We start from the raw sequence: 16,237 nt of genomic DNA, 5'->3' as shown, positions 1-16,237 counted from the left end.
AAACAAGGGTCGGCTGCCGGATGGGCGAAAAGCCGTCACGTCACGCGGTCTACTCGGCGGGGTCGCGCAGGCCCGGCGGCGCCGACAGCGACCAGAGCTCGCGCAGGAAGCCCGGGTACATCGACGGGCGCAGGGCCGTGTCGCTGCTGTCGAGCGAGATTTCGGGGCCGGTGACCGTTTCGGCATCCTTGCCTGCGCGCCATTCGATCCTTGCCGTCAGGCTATGGGCGCCGTGCCGCTCCGCCGCGAGGGCGACGTAAAGATCGCTGTCGCGCAGGGCCGGCATGTGCTCCTCTTCCCCGAGCCGGCGCAGGGCATGGCCGGGCGCGGCCTCGCCCAGCAGGGTGCGGAAGGCGCGGCAGAGCTCTTCGGCCGTGTCGAACCCCGCGGGGCAGCGATAGGCCAGCAGCGGGCGGGCGATCTGTGCGGCGCCCTCGGCGGCGTTCTTGCTGTCATCGGCCATCGCACCTCCGGTGAAAAGCCCCATCGCGAGGGCGAAGACGGCATAGCGCGCGGCGGCGCGGCGTTCAACTGTGGGTGCGGTGGGCATGTCAGTCCGGGCTCGCGTCAGGGCAGGGGCGCCCTTGTCGCCCGCCCCATCGATTCGGTCGACCCCTCGGACCATTGCGGGCGTGGCATGGGCCGAATCCGGCCGCCTCAGGGCAGCCAGCCGCGCCGGCCCGCGGGTTCTACCGTCATCCAGTCGGGCCAGCCTATGAAATACTCGATGGCGACCAGCAGCAGGCAGAGCACGATCACCCCCAGTACCAGCTTCACCCGCTTTTCGCTGGGCGGCCGTTGGGCCCATTTGGCCATCCGGAACAGCCAGCGGGGGTTCATTCGGTAAAGCGGACCTTGCCGATATAGGGCAGGTTGCGGTTCCGCTGGGCATAGTCGATGCCATAGCCCACCACGAATTCATCGGGGATCTCGAAGCCGATCCAGTCGGCGGTGATCTGCGCCTCGCGCCGCGACGGCTTGTCGAGCAGCGCGATGGTGCGCAGCTTGCGCGGTTTGCGGTTCTTCAGCAGGGCCAGCACATGGGAAAGCGTGTGGCCGGTGTCGACGATATCCTCGACAACCAGCACGTCGCGCCCTTCAATATCGCCGCGCAAGTCCTTGAGAATACGCACTTCCCGGCTGGACTGGGTGGAATTCCCATAAGACGAGGTCTCGATGAAATCGACCTCGACCGTCATGTCGAGCTCGCGCACGAGGTCTGCGATGAACACGAACGACCCGCGCAGCAGGCCCACCACGACCAGCTTCTCGGTATCCGCAAACTCGGTCTCGATCTCGTCCGACAACTGCTCGATCCGGGCGGCAATTTCCTTGGCCGAGATCATGCGGTCGATGACATATGGCCGCTCCGTCATGGTATCCCCTTGATTTTCCGGGTGCAGTCTACGAAATAGCGGCCCACTGTCACGCGAAAACGGGGCCAGCCTGCCTATGCCATCCCATTCCGAGACCCGGTCGATGCCGTACACGGCCCAGCAGATGTACGACCTCGTGGCGGATGTCGAATCCTATCCCGAGTTCCTGCCCTGGACGGCCGCCGCGCGGGTGCGCAAGGTGACCCCCCGCGACGATGGCGCGCGGGTGATGGAGGCCGATCTCGTGATCAGCTTCAAGGTCTTCCGCGAGAAGTTCGGCAGCAAGGTGACGCTCTGGGACGAGGCCCGCGTGATCGAGACGGAATATCTCGATGGCCCGTTCAAGTACATGAAATCCAACTGGAAATTCGAAGAGGCCGAGGGCGGCTGCAAGGTGCATTTCGACGTGGATTTCGAGTTGCGCAACCGGCTTTTGCAATCGGCGTCGGAGATCTTCTTCTACGAGGCGATGAAGCGCATCGTGAAGGCGTTCGAGGGGCGGGCCGACAAGCTTTACGGGCAGGGCTGACCGCTCAGGAGAGCGCGGCGTCGAGCAGGGCAAGCGCGTGGTCGCGGGCCATCTCGCGAACCTTGTCGCGGCCCCGGGCGCCGAATTCCTGCGTTTCCGTCCTGGTGGGTTTGCCCTGCATGGCGAGGCCGAAACAGACGCGGCCCTCGGGCTTGTGCTCCGATCCGCCGGGCCCGGCGATGCCGGTGATCGAGACGGCGAGCTGGGCGTAGGAGTTTTTCAGCGCCCCGTCGGCCATCTCCCGGGCGATCTCTTCCGACACGGCGCCGAACTCGGAAAGCGTGCGGGGCGAGATGTCGAGAAGCTCGATTTTCGCCTCGTTCGAATAGGTTACGAGGCCACGTTCAACCACGTCGGACGAGCCGGGAATGTCGGTCAGGGCCACCGCGACCATACCCCCGGTGCAGCTTTCGGCGGTGACGATCTTGATGCCCTTGCTGCGGGCTTTTTCGAGCAGGTCGGTGACGTTCATAGCAGCATGATCCCGTGCGAAATGGCGGCAAGAATGACGACGCCCAAGGCGGCGAACACCCCGGCGATGACGTCGTCGAGCATCACGCCCGTCGCATTTCCCCGCCGGTCGGCCCAGCCGATCGGGCCGGGTTTCCAGATATCGAAAAGCCGGAACAGCAGGAAGGCCGCGACCCAGCCGGGCCAGAGCGCGGTAAGCTCCGCCCCCACATGCGCGGCCCCGATCGAGACGGGCAGGAAGGCGATCCACTGGCCCACCAGCTCGTCGACGACGATCTCTGACGGATCGTGATCGTCGCTGCCCCGCGTTTCCTGAGCTGTGGCCCACAAGCCCATGATATAAAACGCGATAATGCCGACGATCAGCAGCCACGGCCCGGCAACAAGATGGATCGCCCAGGCCAGCGGCAGCGCCACCAGCGAGCCCCATGTTCCCGAGGCGGGCCGCATGTGGCCCACGTAACAGACGGTAGCGATCAGGTGGCTCAGGCTCATTTGGGCACCAGTGTCACCGCCGCCTGTGCAGCGATGCCTTCTTCGCGCCCGGTGAAGCCGAGCCGTTCCGAGGTTGTGGCCTTGACCGAAATCCGGTCGGTCGCAAGGCCGGTGATATCCGCCAGCGCGGCCTGCATGGCGGGCGCATGGGGCGTGATCTTGGGGCGTTCGCAGACAAGAGTGACGTCGAGGTTATTGATTTTATATCCTTTTTCGCCTGCAAGCGTCACGGCGTGGCGCAGGAAGATATGGCTTTCCGCGCCTTTCCATTGCGGGTCGGTGGGCGGGAAATGCCGGCCAATGTCGCCCTCGGCGAGCGCGCCGTAGATCGCGTCGGTCAGCGCGTGCATCCCCACGTCGGCGTCGGAATGGCCCTGCAACCCCCGCGTATGGGGCACCGCCACGCCGCAGAGCACCACGTGGTCGCCCTCGCCAAAGCGGTGTACGTCGAAACCGGTGCCGATACGTATGTCCATGTCTCGCAAGATCCGTTCTGCGCGGGCGAAATCGCCCGGGGTGGTGATTTTGAGGTTGCTCTCGTCGCCCTCGACGATCTGCACGTCGATCCCGGCCATGCGGGCGACCTCGACGTCGTCCGCCGCCTCGCCATCATGGGCCCTGTGAGCGGCGAGGATCGTGTCGAAGTCGAAGCCCTGCGGTGTCTGGGCGCGGTAAAGGCCGGTGCGGTCCTGCGTGCCGGTGACGGTTTTGCCGTCGCCCTGCCAGAGCGCGTCGAAGACGGCCAGGGCAGGGGCGGCGGCCAGCGCACCCTCGGCCAGCGTATCGAGCACACGGGCGATCAGCGCCGGCCGGATACAGCAGCGCGCGGCATCATGGATCAGCACCCGGGTCACGCCGCTTTCTGCAAGCGATTCGAGCCCGTTGCGGACGGATTCTGACCGACTCGCACCGCCCTCGACGGTGGTCAGCCCCTCGCGGGGCGCGATCCTGTCCATATCGTCGGGATGCAGCACGACGACCGTCTGTGCCACCTCGGGCACCGCCGCGAAGGCCGCGATCGTCCAGTCGATGACGCGGGCGCCGCCCAAGGCCTGCCATTGCTTCGGCAGGTCCCCCCCGGCGCGGGTGCCGCGACCGGCGGCAACGATGATGGAGGCGGTTGTCATGCGCCCTGATAGCGTGGTGGTGGCGGCCGTTGCAACACAAGGCGCGCAAGCGGCGGATTTGCCGCGCAGGCAGGTGCCGCGCGGGCTATCCGCCGGCACACCCGCAGCGGGTGTTTACGCTAGGTTACTACGGAAGTATGCCTAAAAAACAGGCAATACGATTTGGTGATCGCCTTTTATGCCCTTGAAATATTGTACCTAGAGGACACCGACTCTAAATAGGGGTTGCTGCACAAGGATTAATCACTTGACCGTTTGTCTGACAAACAAGGTGTTATCACCCCAGGTCTTCCTGGCCCCGATGGCCGGGATCACCGACCTGCCGTTCCGGCGGCTGGTGGCGCGATTCGGCGCCGGGCTGGTGGTGAGCGAGATGGTGGCGAGCCAGGAGATGGTTCAGGCCAAGCCCGGCGTGCGCGAGAAGGCCGAGCTGGGATTTGGCCAGGCCGATACCGCCGTGCAACTGGCCGGGCGCGAGGCGCACTGGATGGCCGAAGCCGCGAAACAGGTCGAGGGCAACGGCGCGCAGATCATCGACATCAACATGGGCTGCCCGGCGAAGAAGGTGACCTCGGCCAGCGGCACGGGGGCAAGCGGCTCGGCGCTGATGAAGGATCTCGACCATGCGCTGTCGCTGATCGAGGCGGTGGTGGGCGCGGTTTCCGTGCCCGTGACGCTGAAAACCCGGCTGGGCTGGGACGACAATATGCTCAACGCCCCGGAACTGGCACGGCGTGCCGAGGCGGCGGGCGTGCAGATGATCACCATCCACGGCCGCACGCGCTGCCAGTTCTACAAGGGGCGGGCCGACTGGGCCGCCATCCGCGCCGTGAAGGAGGCCGTGACCGTGCCGGTGATCGCCAATGGCGACATTCTCGGCACCGAGGACGCGACAGACGCGCTGCGCCTGTCGGGCGCCGATGGCGTGATGATCGGGCGCGGGGCACAAGGCCGCCCCTGGCTGCTGGCGCAGGTGGCGCATGAGCTGGGCACCGGCCCGGCGCCGGAGGTGCCGCAGGGCAAAGAACGTGAAGACATGGTCGCAACCCATTACGAAGACATGCTGAATTTCTATGGCCGCGATCTGGGCGCCCGGGTCGCCCGCAAACATCTGGGCTGGTACATGGACGAGGCCGGCACCGGCCCCGAGCTGCGCAAGCGGGTTCTGACCACCCGCGACGCCGACGAGGTGCTGCGCCTCATTCCCGACGCGCTGGCTGATGGCGAAAGGATCGCCGCATGAGCCCGTCCGACGACGCCATCTGGACCTCGCTGCCCGTGCCGGCAGTGGTGCTCGACCCCGAAGACCGTATCGCCCGCATCAACCCGGCTGCCGAAGGCTTCCTGATGAGCTCGGCCCGCGCGGTCACCGGCCAGCCGGTCTGGGACAAGCTGGCGGTCGATGCGCCGCTCGAAGATGCGCTGGCCCGCGCCCGCCGCGACGGCTCGCCGCTTTTCGTCAACGATGTCGACGTGGGCACCGGCGACCGCGCGCCGCTGCAATGCAACCTTCAGATCGCGCCGCTTTCCGGCGAGGCGGGGCACATGGTGCTGCTCATTTCGCCGCGCGAGCTGGCCGGTCGGGTCAGCCAGGGCCAGTCGGTGAAATCCGCCGCCCGCTCGGCCATCGGCATGGCCGAGATGCTGGCGCACGAGATCAAGAACCCGCTGGCCGGGATCACCGGCGCGGCCCAGCTTCTGTCGATGAACCTGAGCAAGGAAGACCTCGAGCTGACCGACCTGATCGTCAGCGAGAGCCGGCGCATCGTGGGCCTGCTGGAGCAGGTCGAGCAGTTCGGCAACGTCTCGGCGCCCAAGCTGCGCGCGATGAACATCCACGACGTGCTCGACCGCGCGCGGCGCTCGGCCATCGTGGGCTTTGCCGCCGACATGACGGTGATCGAGGATTACGACCCCTCGCTCCCGCTTGCGCTTGGTGACCCCGATCAGCTGCTCCAGGTGATCCTGAACCTGGTCAAGAACGCCTCCGAGGCGGCGGGCAAGGCGGGCGGCACGATCCGGCTGCATACCTATTACGAACAGTCGCTGCGTGTGCGCCGCGGCGAGGGCAAGGGCAAGACGCTGCCCCTGCAGGTGGAAATCATTGATGACGGCCCGGGCCTTCCGCCCGAAATCGCGGCGGAGGTGTTCGAACCCTTCGTGTCGGGCCGGGAAAACGGAACTGGGCTGGGGCTCGCGCTGGCGGCGAAGATCATATCGGACCATGACGGGTGGATTTCCGTCTCCTCGGTTCCGGGGCGGACGGTGTTCCGCATTTCGCTGCCGCTGGCGCCCAAGGATATGGAGGAAGGCTGATGGATGGCACGGTACTGGTCGCGGATGACGACCGCACGATCCGAACGGTTCTGACACAGGCCCTGACACGGGCCGGGTGCAAGGTGCATGCGACAAGCTCGCTGACCACGCTGATGCGCTGGGTGGGCGAGGGCAAGGGCGACGCGGTGATCACCGACGTGATGATGCCCGACGGCAACGGGCTGGAAATGCTGCCCAAGATCGCCAGCGACAGGCCCGGCCTGCCGGTGATCGTGATCTCGGCGCAGAACACGATCATGACGGCGATCCAGGCGGAAGAGGCGGATGCCTACGACTACCTGCCCAAGCCTTTCGACCTTCCGGACCTGATGAAGCGCACGGCGCGGGCGCTCGATTCCCGCAGCCGCGCGGCCCATCACGCCGAGGCCGAGGACAAGCCCGACGAGCTGCCGCTCATCGGGCGCACGGCGGCGATGCAGGGGCTCTACCGGGTGGTGGCGCGGCTGATGAACACCGACCTGCCGGTGCTGATCACCGGCGAGTCGGGCACCGGCAAGTCGCTCATCGCACGGGCGATCCACGATTTCTCCGACCGGCGGACCTTGCCCTTCGTGACAGTGACACCGGCCGACCTGGCCGACCTCGAAGGGCCGTCGAAGGTGATGGCGCGGGCCAAGGGCGGCACCGTGGTGCTTGACGAGGTGGGCGATCTCGACACCGCCGCGCAGGCCCGCGTGGTGCGGATGATGGATGCGCCGGGCGATCACGTGCCGCGCTTCATGGCCACATCGCTGGGCCGCCTGGCCGACCGGCTGGAAGCGGGCGAGCTGCGCGAGGATCTCTACTACCGCCTGTCGGGCGCCGTGGTCGAGGTGCCGGCGCTGCGCTCGCGGGTCGACGACATCCCGCTGCTGATCGAGCATTTCATGGCCCGGGCCGAGCGCGACGGCCAGCCCGCACGCCACCTGTCGGAAGACGCGATGGAGCTGATGCGCGCCTATAGCTGGCCGGGCAACGTCCGCCAGCTCGAGAACATGGTGCAGCGAATCGGCCTGACGGCGCGCGGGGTCGAGATCACCCGCGGCGAGGTCGAGGCCGTGATCGGCAACCAGCCCGAAGCGGCGCCCGTGGTGGGCCATGGCGGCGGCGAAAGCCTGTCCGACTCGGTCGCCCGGCACCTCAGGCGCTATTTCGATCTGCATGGCACCCAGCTTCCGCCGCCGGGCCTATATGCCCGGATTCTGAAGGAAATGGAGCTTCCCCTGATCGAGATCGCGCTGGATGCGACAAGCGGCAACCAGGCCAAATGTGCCGACCTGCTGGGCATCAATCGCAATACTTTGCGCAAGAAGATTACCGACCTTGATATTCGCGTGACACGCCGCCGCAAGTTGATGTAAAACTGCAACATCTGGTGTGGCCAATTGGGGCCACTGTGCTGACGGCGCCCGGAATAGACCCAGATATGGGGGGCGGCCGCAGTGACATAACAACCTGATGGGGGAGGTCCGTGGCGACCCGGACACGCAGATTTTCGTGGGATACGGTCAGTCGCCTCCGGCGGCTGCGCCGTGTCCAGACGGCGGCGACCTTCGGCCTCGTGGTGCTGGGGCCGGTCCTGGCGTTGGTGACCTACCTTGTCATGGGCCCGCTCGACCAGGGCGCCTCGTCCAACATCCTGCGCATCGTGCTGCTGAGCGACCTGGTCTACGTGATCATGATCGCCGCGCTGGTGATGCAGCAGCTCATGCAGATGATCGCCGCCCGCCGGCGGCGCTCTGCCGGTTCGCGGCTGCACCTGCGGCTGACCGGGGTCTTCGCGATCATGGCGCTTCTGCCGACGATCACCGTGGCGGTTTTCGCCACGCTGTCGGTCAACATGGGGTTGGAAGCGTGGTTCTCCGACCGGGTCGGGCGCGTGGTCGACAGCTCGGTCGCCGCCGCCCAGGCCTACGAGGAGGAGCACCGGCGCGACCTCGTCACCGACGCCCAGGCGCTGGCCTCTGTCATCAACGCCACCAAGCGCGCGGCGGTCTTCATTGATGACGGCCAGATCCGGCAGGTGCTGTCGCGCGGTCAGCGCGAGATCCAGCGCGGGTTGCGCGAGGCCTTCGTCATCGACGGCACGGGCGAGATCCGGGCGCGCGGCGAACGCTCGTACCTCTTCGACTACGAGGAACCGACGCGCGAACAGATCACCGAGGCGGATGCCGAGGGCATCCTGGTGATCCAGGACTGGGACAATGACGAGTTCCGCGCCCTGATGCCGCTCGACGAGATCCCCGACCGCTACCTCTACGTCACCCGCACGGTGGACGGCGCCATTCTCAACCTGCTCGACGACACGCAGGAAACCGCGCGCTTCTACAACCAGCGCGAAAGCGAGCGGGGCCGCGTGCTGTTCGAGTTCGGGCTGCTCTACGTGGGCTTCGCGGTGATCCTGATCCTCGCCGCCATCTGGCTGGGCATGTGGTTCGCCGAGCGCCTCTCGCGCCCCGTGGGCAGGCTGACCAGCGCCGCACAGCGGGTGGGCGAGGGCAATCTCGACATTCGCGTGCGCGAAGAGGGCGGCGGCGACGAGATCGCCATGCTGTCGACCTATTTCAACCAGATGACCCGCCAGCTGAAGGCCCAGCGTGACCGTCTGCTCGCCAACACCCAGCAGATCGAACGCCGCCGGCGGCTGTTCGATTCCGTGCTTGGCTCGGTCTCGTCCGGCGTGGTGGGGCTCGATGCCAAGGGCCGTGTCACCTTCGTGAACCGCGCCGCCCAGCGGCTGCTCGACTGGCACGACGACCAGCAATCGGTCGAGCTGAGCTATGCCGTGCCCGAGTTCGGCCAACTCTTCGAACGGCTCAAGGGCAATGCCTCGGGCTTCGTGCAGGAGGAGATCAAGGTCAGCCGGGGCGGGCGGATGGAAAACCTGCTGGTCCGCATGTCGACCCGCAGAACCGAACAGGGCCGGCGCGAGGGCTATGTCGTGGCCTTCGACGACGTGACCGACCTTGTCGCGGCCCAGCGGATGGCGGCCTGGGGCGACGTGGCCCGCCGCATCGCGCACGAGATCAAGAACCCCCTGACGCCCATCAAGCTGTCGGCCGAGCGGATCAACCGCAAGTTCGGCAAGGTGCTGACCGACGACCAGAAAGACAGCCTAGAACAGCTGACCGGCGTGGTCATCCGACAGACCGACGACCTGCGCCGCATCGTCGACGAGTTCTCGAAATTCGCCCGCATGCCCGAGCCCCAGACCCGGCAGGAGGACGTCTCGAGCCTGCTGCGCGAGGCGATCCTGCTCCAGGAGGCCGGCCAGCCCGACGTGCGCTTCGAGACCGAGATGCACGAAGGCGAGATCTGGGCCGACCTGGATGCCACGATGATCAGCCAGGCGCTGACCAACCTGATCAAGAACGCCGGGGAAGCCATTGAAAGCCTTCAGGAAAAAGGCGCACCGGAAGGGCATGTCCCGACCATCCGCGTCACCAGCGAGATCGGCGAGACCGACGTCACGATCCGCATCGCCGACAACGGCATCGGCCTGCCGGAGGACCGCTCGCGCCTGTTCGAGCCTTACGTGACCACGCGCGAGAAGGGCACCGGCCTCGGCCTGCCCATCGTCAAGAAAATCATCGAGGAACATGGCGGCACGCTGGCGCTGGAAGACGCGCCGCCTTTCGAAGACGGCGCCCATGCCGGGGCGATGGCGGTGATCCGGCTGCCGATCATCGTGACGGCCCACCTGACAGAAGAGCAAAAGCAAGCGGTATGAGGTTCAAATGAGCGATATCCTGATCGTTGACGACGAAAGAGACATACGGGAACTGATCTCCGACATCCTCGAGGACGAGGGATTCACCACCCGGCTTGCGGGCAATTCCGACGAGGCCATGGCCTCGATCGGGCAGGAGCCGCCGGCGCTGCTGATCCTCGATATCTGGCTCAAGGACAGCAACATGGACGGGATCGATATCCTCAAGACCGTCAAGCGCGATTACCCGGACGTGCCCGTCGTCATCATCTCGGGCCACGGCAATATCGAGATCGCCGTCGCCGCCATCAAGCAGGGCGCCTATGACTTCATCGAGAAGCCCTTCAACATCGACCAGCTGCTGGTCGTCATCCGTCGTGGCATGGAAACCAGCCGCCTGCGCCGCGAGAATATCGCGCTCAAGCGCCGCGGCGCCGAGCCGTCGGAGATGCTGGGCCAAAGCCCCGCCTTCCGCACGCTGGTCAGCCAGCTCGACAAGGTGACCAAGTCGAACGGCCGGGTGATGCTGACCGGGCCCGCCGGCTCCGGCAAGGAACTGGCCGCGCGCTACATTCACGCCCATTCCAACCGGGCCGAGGGGCCGTTCGTCTCGGTGAGCTGTGCCTCGATCGAGCCGGAACGGATGGAAGAGGTGCTCTTCGGCCGCGAAAGCGACGAGCGGGGCGTCGAGCCGGGCCTCCTGGAAGAGGCCAATGGCGGGGTGATCTATTTCGACGAGGTGGCCGACATGCCGCTCGGCACCCAGTCCAAGATCCTGCGGGTGCTGGTCGACCAGACCTTCCTGCGCGTCGGCGGCTCGGACAAGGTGCAGGTCGATCTGCGCGTCATTTCCTCCACCAGCCGCAACCTCGAGGCCCAGATCGCCGCCGACCGCTTCCGCCGCGAGCTCTATCACCGGCTGAACGTGGTGCCGATCACCGTGCCCAGCCTCGAGGAACGGCGCGAGGACGTGCCGGAGCTGGCCAGGCATTTCATCGAGGTACTGAACCGCGAGCAGGGCCTGCCGCTGCGCAAGATCAGCGGCGAGGCCAGCGCGCTTCTGCAGACGATGAGCTGGCCCGGCAACGTCCGCCAGCTGCGCAACGTGATCGAACGCGTGCTGATCCTCGGCGACAGCAGCGGCGAGATCGAGTCGAAGGAACTGCCGGGCGAAACCCAGGCCCCGGCGGAAGAGGGGCGCGTGGTGCTGTCGGGGACCGTGGCCACCATGCCCCTGCGCGAGGCGCGCGAGGCTTTCGAACGGGAATACCTGCTCACCCAGATCAACCGTTTCGGCGGCAATATCAGCCGCACGGCCGAGTTCGTCGGCATGGAACGCAGCGCGCTGCACCGCAAGCTGAAGAGCCTCGGCGTGGTGACGGGCAACAAGGGCGTGAAACAGTCCGAGACCGAGGACGCGGGCTGAGGCCCTGCGCGGCGCCGTTTTCTTGTAAAGAAAACGACCCGGAAAATATGAATTTTCCGGGTCGGAATTTTTGAAAAATTCCGACTGCCGGTCCGATTGGACCCCAATCGGAGCCGACAGCAGGCCGCCCGGGCCTCAACCGAAGATCAGCGGCTTGCGGTTCTTCACATGCCGCTGCACGAGGCTTTCGATGCTGGCCCGTCTCCCCTGGACCGGCCGCGCGGGCCCTTGCCCCGCGCCGCGCAGAAGCGCCCAGGCCTTGCGCGCCTGATCCGACAGCGACAACACCGTCTGCTCGGCCCGCAGCAGCGTCTCGCAGGGCAGCCCCTCGGCCCGGACGATCTCGTGCCGGCGGCACAGGAAGTGATGATAGGCGACCGGCCCCTCGGGCAGAACCTGCTCGACGCCGGGCAGGGGGGTCAGCTTGATCGCGGGTACCAGCACCTCGGCATGGCCGAACATCCGCGCGGCGATCTTCGAGCGCAGAAGGATCCGGTGCTGGGGCGAGACATAGAGGTCGCGTTCGGGCAGGCCGGGCCCCAGCGCCCCCGCCACGATCCGCACCGGGCGCTGGCGCGGCAGGGCCTGCAACCGGTCTGCCCCGACGCGGCGCACGCTGGTCCAGAGGATCGGCTGCGCGCCCCGGTCCAGCGTCGAGACAAGGTCATTGGGCCGCAGCGTTTCCACCGCCCGCAGCCCTTCGGGCGTCTCGATCAGGGTGCCGGCGCAGAAACACACCACCGTCTGGGCGTTGTTCTGCTCGACATCGATCATCACGTCGTCGCCCGCCGGGTCGTAATCGAGATTGCCGGTGGAGAGCGCGTTGATCCCGTCCACATCGCCGACGCTGTCATCCATCAGGGCAAAGTAGCGCGTCGCACCCCCGCCCGTGGGTGTCGCCACGATGAAGGTGATGTTGCTGTCGTCGCCATTGCCCGCAATCGTGCCGCCGGTGCCGTCTGACAGGCTGTAGGTCACGTCGCCGGCCGGGTCGCCGGTGGGGGTGACAAGCTCGATACTGTACTCCACCCCGTCGATCGTGAGCACGCCCTGGTCGGCATCCGTGGTCTCGTTGAGCTGTTCGATATGGGTGCTGGTGTTGCCGGCCTCGTCATCGGTGTAGGTGGCATTGTCGATCACGCCGTAGATCGTGCCGCCGCCGCTGCCATCCACGGTGTAGGTGGTGTTCACGGTGATGCCGGAAATCTCGATGAGATCGGGAATAGGTGTGTTGTTTGCGCCCATTGGTGTCGCTCCTTCCGGAAAATGCGGCCGCGCCGCGGTCTGAAGGCGGGGCGTAACGGTACGGCTGGTGCTCACCGGCGGGAAACCGTGGCGATCCGGGGGAGACTGTCGACAATTCGAAATGACCCGCCGGAGCGGGCGGCGCGCGGGCCTGTTGCGCGGCTCACAACATCTCGTGGCGGCCGGCACCGAACGCCACATGAACCCGCGGTCGGGCCGATCTCGACACCGACGTGATACCGACAAAATACCGACGTTATACCGACATCGGAATCGGCAGATAAATCAGCGAATTAACCATGATTCGCCGCCCCTTTCGCGCCCCGCGCCGGTCAACCGCCAGACGCGCCGTTAAGAAACCTGCCGTTGTCCACGGTCCAGCCCCGCCCGCCGGCCGGGGTGAAAAACCACTGCCAGGCAGACGGATCACCCGGAAACCGGGCATCGGCGCGCTGCCCCGGCGCCGCCACGTCGCCCGGGGGCAAAGGCAATTGACCCCCATGCGCCCTTCTGTCATTCAAAAACCCCGACGACAGCTCAAGGGGCGTCCATGAAGGTCATCATCTGCGGGGCCGGCCAGGTGGGCTGGCAGATCGCCCGCCATCTGAGCGGCGAGAAGAACGACGTCACGGTGGTCGACAACAACGCCGACCTTGTCCGCCGGGCCGCCGAAACGCTGGACGTGCAGGGGATCAACGGCTTCGCCAGCTACCCCGACGTGCTCGACCGGGCCGGGGCGCGCGATGCCGACATGATCATCGCCGCGACCTATTCGGACGAGGTGAACATGGTCACCTGCCAGGTCGCGCATTCGGTCTTTTCCATCCAGCGCAAGATCGCCCGCCTGCGCAGCCAGTCCTATCTCGACGCGATCTATTCCGACCTCTACCGCCGCGACCACATGCCCATCGACGTGGTCATCAGCCCCGAGCGCGAGGTGGCCGACGCCGCCCTGCAACGGCTGGCGGCGCCCGCGGCCTTCGACACCGAGATGTTCCTGGGCAACAAGGGCCAGCTCATGGGGCTCCGGCTGGACGAGGATTGCCCGGTTCTGAACACCCCGCTCCGGCAGCTCAACGACCTCTTTTCCACCCTGCGGGTCGTCGTGGTGGGCATCCGCCGCGACGGGCGGCTCTTCGCGCCGGAAGCGGGCGACCAGCTTTTCGCCCATGATGAGGCCTATGTCTTCGCCCCGGTCGAGGATATCCCCCGCACGCTCGAGGTCTTCGGCAAGTCCGAGCACAAGCAGGAGCGGCTGGTGATCGTCGGCGGCGGCAATATCGGCCTGGCCGTGGCGCAATCGCTGGAAAAACGCGGCCGCAAGAGCCGCACCAAGATGATCGAGCGCGACCGCCGCTGTGCCGAACGCGCAGCCGACGCGCTGGAGCGGACCATCGTCCTGAATGGCGACGGGCTCGATTCGACGCTGCTGACCGAGGCCGGGATCTCGCGCGCCGACGCCATCCTCGCGGTGACCGACGACGACAAGACCAACATGCTGGCCTCTGTCCGGGCCAAGGCCGAGGGCTGTGACTATGCCATCGCGCTGATCAACGACCCGACACTGCTGCCGCTGATGGAGCCGCTGGGCATCGACGCCTATATCAACCCGCGCGCCACGACCGTCAGCTCGATCCTGCGGCATATCCGGCATGGCCGGGTGCACGCCGTCTATTCCATCGGCGATGCCGAGGCCGAGGTGATCGAGGCCGAGGTCATGTCGACCTCGAACATCGCCGGCGCGGCGATCCGGGATATCGACTTTCCCGAGGGCGTGCTGGTCGGCGGGGTGCAGAAGGACGGCGAGATCGTGAAGCCCACCGGCGGCATGAGGATCGAGGCGGGCGACGTGGTGGTGATCTTCGCGCTGGCGGCCGATGTCGCCCGGGTCGAGCAGCTGCTGCAGGTCTCGATCGATTTCTTCTAGATGGCGATGACCCCGGGCGAGCGCATCCTGAGCCTTCCGCTGGTCCTGCTGCTGACCGGCATCTTCTCCATCGCCATGTTCGTGCCCGCGCTGCATGCGCTGGTGCAGCAGGATCACACGATCGCGCGCTCGTTCTTCTATTCCGGCCTGCTGGGGCTGGCGCTGGTCATGGTGGTGGGGCTGGCCATGTCGGGGCAGGTACGGCGCGATGCCTCCGACCTGCAGAACCTGCTGTCGCTCTTCCTGACCTACACGCTGTTGCCCTTCTTCCTGGCGCTGCCGTTCTACGAGGGCGTCCAGACGACCAGCTTTCTTAACGCCTACGTGGAAATGGTCTCGTCGCTGACGACCACCGGCGCGACCCTCTTTTCCGAACCCGGGCGGCTGACCGGAAGCCTGCATCTGTGGCGCGGCATGGTCGGCTGGCTGGGCGGTCTGCTGGTCTGGATCTCGGCGGCGGCGGTTCTGGCGCCGCTGCACCTTGGCGGGTTCGAGGTCACCGCCCGGGCCGAGCCGGGGCAGGATGCGCAGCGCCTCGACCGGTTCCGCCGGGCCTCCTCCGCCCGGCGGATCGCGCAGTTCACCGCGCATCTTTTCCCGGTCTATACCGGCCTCACGGCGGCGATCTGGATGCTGTTGCTGATCGCCGGCGACCGGCCGCTGGTGGCGATCATGCATGCCATGTCGACCATGGCGACCAGCGGCATCACCCCGCTGGTGGGCGTGCCCGAGGCGCAAAGCGGCGTCGCCGGCGAGGGGATCATCTTTCTCTTCATGCTCTTCGGCCTGTCGCGGCTGACCTTCTCCTCCGACACGACCACGACCTCCGAGACCGGCCTCTGGGGCGACCCGGAATTCCGCATCGGCATCGCGCTGGTGCTGGGCGTGCCGGTCCTGCTGTTCCTGCGGCACTGGGTGGCGGCCTTCGATGTCGACGAGATCGAGAATTTCCGCGAGGCGGTCTCGGCCCTCTGGGGGGGCATGTTCACCGTGCTCTCGTTCCTGTCGACCACCGGCTTCGAAAGCGTCGCGTGGGAGCAGGCGCGCGGCTGGTCCGGCCTCGGCACGCCGGGGCTGATCCTGATGGGGCTGTCGGTGGTGGGCGGCGGCGTCGCGACGACGGCGGGCGGGGTCAAGCTGCTGCGGGTCTACGCGCTCTACCTCAGCGGGCGGCGCGAGATGGAGAAGCTGGTGCACCCGTCCTCGATCAGCGGGGCAGGGCAGGCCAGCCGCCGCATCCGGCGCGAGGGCGCGTTCATCGCCTGGATCTTCTTCATGCTCTTCGCGGTCTCGCTGGCGCTGATCACCGTGATCTTCGCCGGTCTGGGCATCGATTTCGAATCTGCCACCGTGCTGGCCATCGCCTCGCTCTCGACAACCGGGCCCCTGACACAGATCGCCGGCGAGGTGCCCATCAGCCTGATGGAGCTCAGCGCGGCGGCGAAGTTCGTCTTCTGCGGCGCGATGGCGCTCGGGCGGCTTGAAACGCTGGCCATCATCGCGCTCTTCAATCCCTCCCTGTGGCGCTATTGATACGGGTACACGATTGCCCCTTGCAACGGGTTGAATTTTAGGGTGGAAACTCGGAACGTGCCAATTCATACTCGGCCGAGGGA

At 66.5% G+C, this 16,237-nt stretch carries 15 protein-coding genes; 8 read left to right on the top strand and 7 right to left on the bottom strand.

Annotated elements, in window-relative coordinates:
* Positions 1-49: 49 nt before the first annotated feature.
* The 3 genes from RIdsm_RS14615 to hpt all read right to left on the bottom strand — a co-directional run bounded on the left by RIdsm_RS14615 (position 50) and on the right by hpt (position 1,376).
* Complete coding sequence (locus tag RIdsm_RS14615; RefSeq protein WP_143100320.1) at positions 50-550, bottom strand: hypothetical protein; 501 nt, start codon at positions 548-550, stop codon at positions 50-52.
* A gap of 107 nt (positions 551-657) precedes the next feature.
* Positions 658-816, bottom strand: a complete 159-nt coding sequence (locus tag RIdsm_RS14610) for a hypothetical protein (RefSeq protein ID WP_338049619.1) — start codon at positions 814-816, stop codon at positions 658-660.
* A 20-nt stretch (positions 817-836) separates the two neighbouring features.
* Positions 837-1,376 (bottom strand): hypoxanthine phosphoribosyltransferase, encoded by a 540-nt coding sequence (gene hpt / locus RIdsm_RS14605; RefSeq protein WP_057816139.1) that lies wholly within the window; start codon positions 1,374-1,376, stop codon positions 837-839.
* 76 nt (positions 1,377-1,452) lie between these two features.
* Between hpt and RIdsm_RS14600 the strand changes: the two genes are divergently transcribed.
* Positions 1,453-1,905, top strand: coding sequence for a type II toxin-antitoxin system RatA family toxin (locus RIdsm_RS14600; protein ID WP_057816140.1), 453 nt, complete (start codon positions 1,453-1,455; stop codon positions 1,903-1,905).
* Between the two features lie 4 nt (positions 1,906-1,909).
* On the opposite strand, the gene RIdsm_RS14595 is transcribed toward RIdsm_RS14600, so the two are convergent.
* The 3 genes from RIdsm_RS14595 to RIdsm_RS14585 are packed head-to-tail and all read right to left on the bottom strand — an operon-like array spanning position 1,910 to position 3,998.
* Positions 1,910-2,377, bottom strand: coding sequence for a CinA family protein (locus RIdsm_RS14595; RefSeq protein WP_057816141.1), 468 nt, complete (start codon positions 2,375-2,377; stop codon positions 1,910-1,912).
* Positions 2,374-2,871 (bottom strand): phosphatidylglycerophosphatase A family protein, encoded by a 498-nt coding sequence (locus RIdsm_RS14590; protein ID WP_057816142.1) that lies wholly within the window; start codon positions 2,869-2,871, stop codon positions 2,374-2,376. The genes RIdsm_RS14595 and RIdsm_RS14590 overlap by 4 nt, the downstream gene beginning before the upstream one ends.
* On the bottom strand, positions 2,868-3,998 hold the full coding sequence (locus RIdsm_RS14585; RefSeq protein ID WP_057816143.1) for a bifunctional 2-C-methyl-D-erythritol 4-phosphate cytidylyltransferase/2-C-methyl-D-erythritol 2,4-cyclodiphosphate synthase: 1,131 nt from the start codon (positions 3,996-3,998) through the stop codon (positions 2,868-2,870). Before RIdsm_RS14585 ends, RIdsm_RS14590 begins: the two co-directional genes overlap by 4 nt.
* A 301-nt stretch (positions 3,999-4,299) precedes the next feature.
* Here RIdsm_RS14585 and dusB point away from each other — a divergent pair, with 301 nt between their 5' ends.
* The 5 genes from dusB (at position 4,300) to ntrX (ending at position 11,449) form a co-directional block, all read left to right on the top strand.
* A complete protein-coding gene (gene dusB / locus RIdsm_RS14580) occupies positions 4,300-5,241 on the top strand; it encodes a tRNA dihydrouridine synthase DusB (RefSeq protein WP_057816144.1) in 942 nt (313 codons plus the stop codon).
* Positions 5,238-6,314, top strand: coding sequence for a two-component system sensor histidine kinase NtrB (locus RIdsm_RS14575; RefSeq protein ID WP_057816145.1), 1,077 nt, complete (start codon positions 5,238-5,240; stop codon positions 6,312-6,314). The genes dusB and RIdsm_RS14575 overlap by 4 nt, the downstream gene beginning before the upstream one ends.
* The gene (locus RIdsm_RS14570) at positions 6,314-7,675 is read left to right on the top strand and encodes a response regulator (RefSeq protein WP_057816146.1); all 1,362 of its coding nucleotides are present in this window, start codon (positions 6,314-6,316) and stop codon (positions 7,673-7,675) included. The genes RIdsm_RS14575 and RIdsm_RS14570 overlap by 1 nt, the downstream gene beginning before the upstream one ends.
* A 110-nt stretch (positions 7,676-7,785) precedes the next feature.
* Positions 7,786-10,044, top strand: coding sequence for a sensor histidine kinase NtrY-like (locus RIdsm_RS14565; protein ID WP_057816147.1), 2,259 nt, complete (start codon positions 7,786-7,788; stop codon positions 10,042-10,044).
* A gap of 7 nt (positions 10,045-10,051) precedes the next feature.
* Positions 10,052-11,449: a nitrogen assimilation response regulator NtrX gene (gene ntrX / locus RIdsm_RS14560; RefSeq protein WP_057816148.1), complete on the top strand. Its 1,398-nt coding sequence runs from the start codon at positions 10,052-10,054 to the stop codon at positions 11,447-11,449.
* A 135-nt stretch (positions 11,450-11,584) separates the two neighbouring features.
* Here ntrX and RIdsm_RS14555 read toward each other — a convergent pair whose 3' ends face one another.
* Positions 11,585-12,694, bottom strand: coding sequence for a Hint domain-containing protein (locus RIdsm_RS14555; RefSeq protein ID WP_057816149.1), 1,110 nt, complete (start codon positions 12,692-12,694; stop codon positions 11,585-11,587).
* 550 nt (positions 12,695-13,244) lie between these two features.
* Here RIdsm_RS14555 and trkA point away from each other — a divergent pair.
* Together trkA and RIdsm_RS14545 are read left to right on the top strand one after the other, a co-directional pair.
* Complete coding sequence (gene trkA, locus RIdsm_RS14550) at positions 13,245-14,621, top strand: Trk system potassium transporter TrkA (protein WP_057816150.1); 1,377 nt, start codon at positions 13,245-13,247, stop codon at positions 14,619-14,621.
* Positions 14,622-16,154 (top strand): TrkH family potassium uptake protein, encoded by a 1,533-nt coding sequence (locus tag RIdsm_RS14545; RefSeq protein ID WP_057816151.1) that lies wholly within the window; start codon positions 14,622-14,624, stop codon positions 16,152-16,154.
* Positions 16,155-16,237: the final 83 nt, after the last annotated feature.

It is taken from the genome of Roseovarius indicus (assembly GCF_008728195.1).
Taxonomy (GTDB): Bacteria; Pseudomonadota; Alphaproteobacteria; order Rhodobacterales; family Rhodobacteraceae; genus Roseovarius; species Roseovarius indicus.
The sequence above is the reverse complement of the archived record's forward strand: the minus strand, read 5'-3'. Positions and strand labels throughout refer to the sequence as shown.

What these genes read in the sequence shown, in the direction of transcription:
- RIdsm_RS14615 (WP_143100320.1), bottom strand. Translation starts at nt 550, where the DNA reads ATGCCCACCGCACCCACAGTTGAACGCCGCGCCGCCGCGCGCTATGCC.
- RIdsm_RS14610 (WP_338049619.1), bottom strand. Translation starts at nt 816, where the DNA reads ATGGCCAAATGGGCCCAACGGCCGCCCAGCGAAAAGCGGGTGAAGCTG.
- hpt (WP_057816139.1), bottom strand. Translation starts at nt 1,376, where the DNA reads ATGACGGAGCGGCCATATGTCATCGACCGCATGATCTCGGCCAAGGAA.
- RIdsm_RS14600 (WP_057816140.1), top strand. Translation starts at nt 1,453, where the DNA reads ATGCCATCCCATTCCGAGACCCGGTCGATGCCGTACACGGCCCAGCAG.
- RIdsm_RS14595 (WP_057816141.1), bottom strand. Translation starts at nt 2,377, where the DNA reads ATGAACGTCACCGACCTGCTCGAAAAAGCCCGCAGCAAGGGCATCAAG.
- RIdsm_RS14590 (WP_057816142.1), bottom strand. Translation starts at nt 2,871, where the DNA reads ATGAGCCTGAGCCACCTGATCGCTACCGTCTGTTACGTGGGCCACATG.
- RIdsm_RS14585 (WP_057816143.1), bottom strand. Translation starts at nt 3,998, where the DNA reads ATGACAACCGCCTCCATCATCGTTGCCGCCGGTCGCGGCACCCGCGCC.
- dusB (WP_057816144.1), top strand. Translation starts at nt 4,300, where the DNA reads ATGGCCGGGATCACCGACCTGCCGTTCCGGCGGCTGGTGGCGCGATTC.
- RIdsm_RS14575 (WP_057816145.1), top strand. Translation starts at nt 5,238, where the DNA reads ATGAGCCCGTCCGACGACGCCATCTGGACCTCGCTGCCCGTGCCGGCA.
- RIdsm_RS14570 (WP_057816146.1), top strand. Translation starts at nt 6,314, where the DNA reads ATGGATGGCACGGTACTGGTCGCGGATGACGACCGCACGATCCGAACG.
- ntrX (WP_057816148.1), top strand. Translation starts at nt 10,052, where the DNA reads ATGAGCGATATCCTGATCGTTGACGACGAAAGAGACATACGGGAACTG.
- RIdsm_RS14555 (WP_057816149.1), bottom strand. Translation starts at nt 12,694, where the DNA reads ATGGGCGCAAACAACACACCTATTCCCGATCTCATCGAGATTTCCGGC.
- trkA (WP_057816150.1), top strand. Translation starts at nt 13,245, where the DNA reads ATGAAGGTCATCATCTGCGGGGCCGGCCAGGTGGGCTGGCAGATCGCC.
- RIdsm_RS14545 (WP_057816151.1), top strand. Translation starts at nt 14,622, where the DNA reads ATGGCGATGACCCCGGGCGAGCGCATCCTGAGCCTTCCGCTGGTCCTG.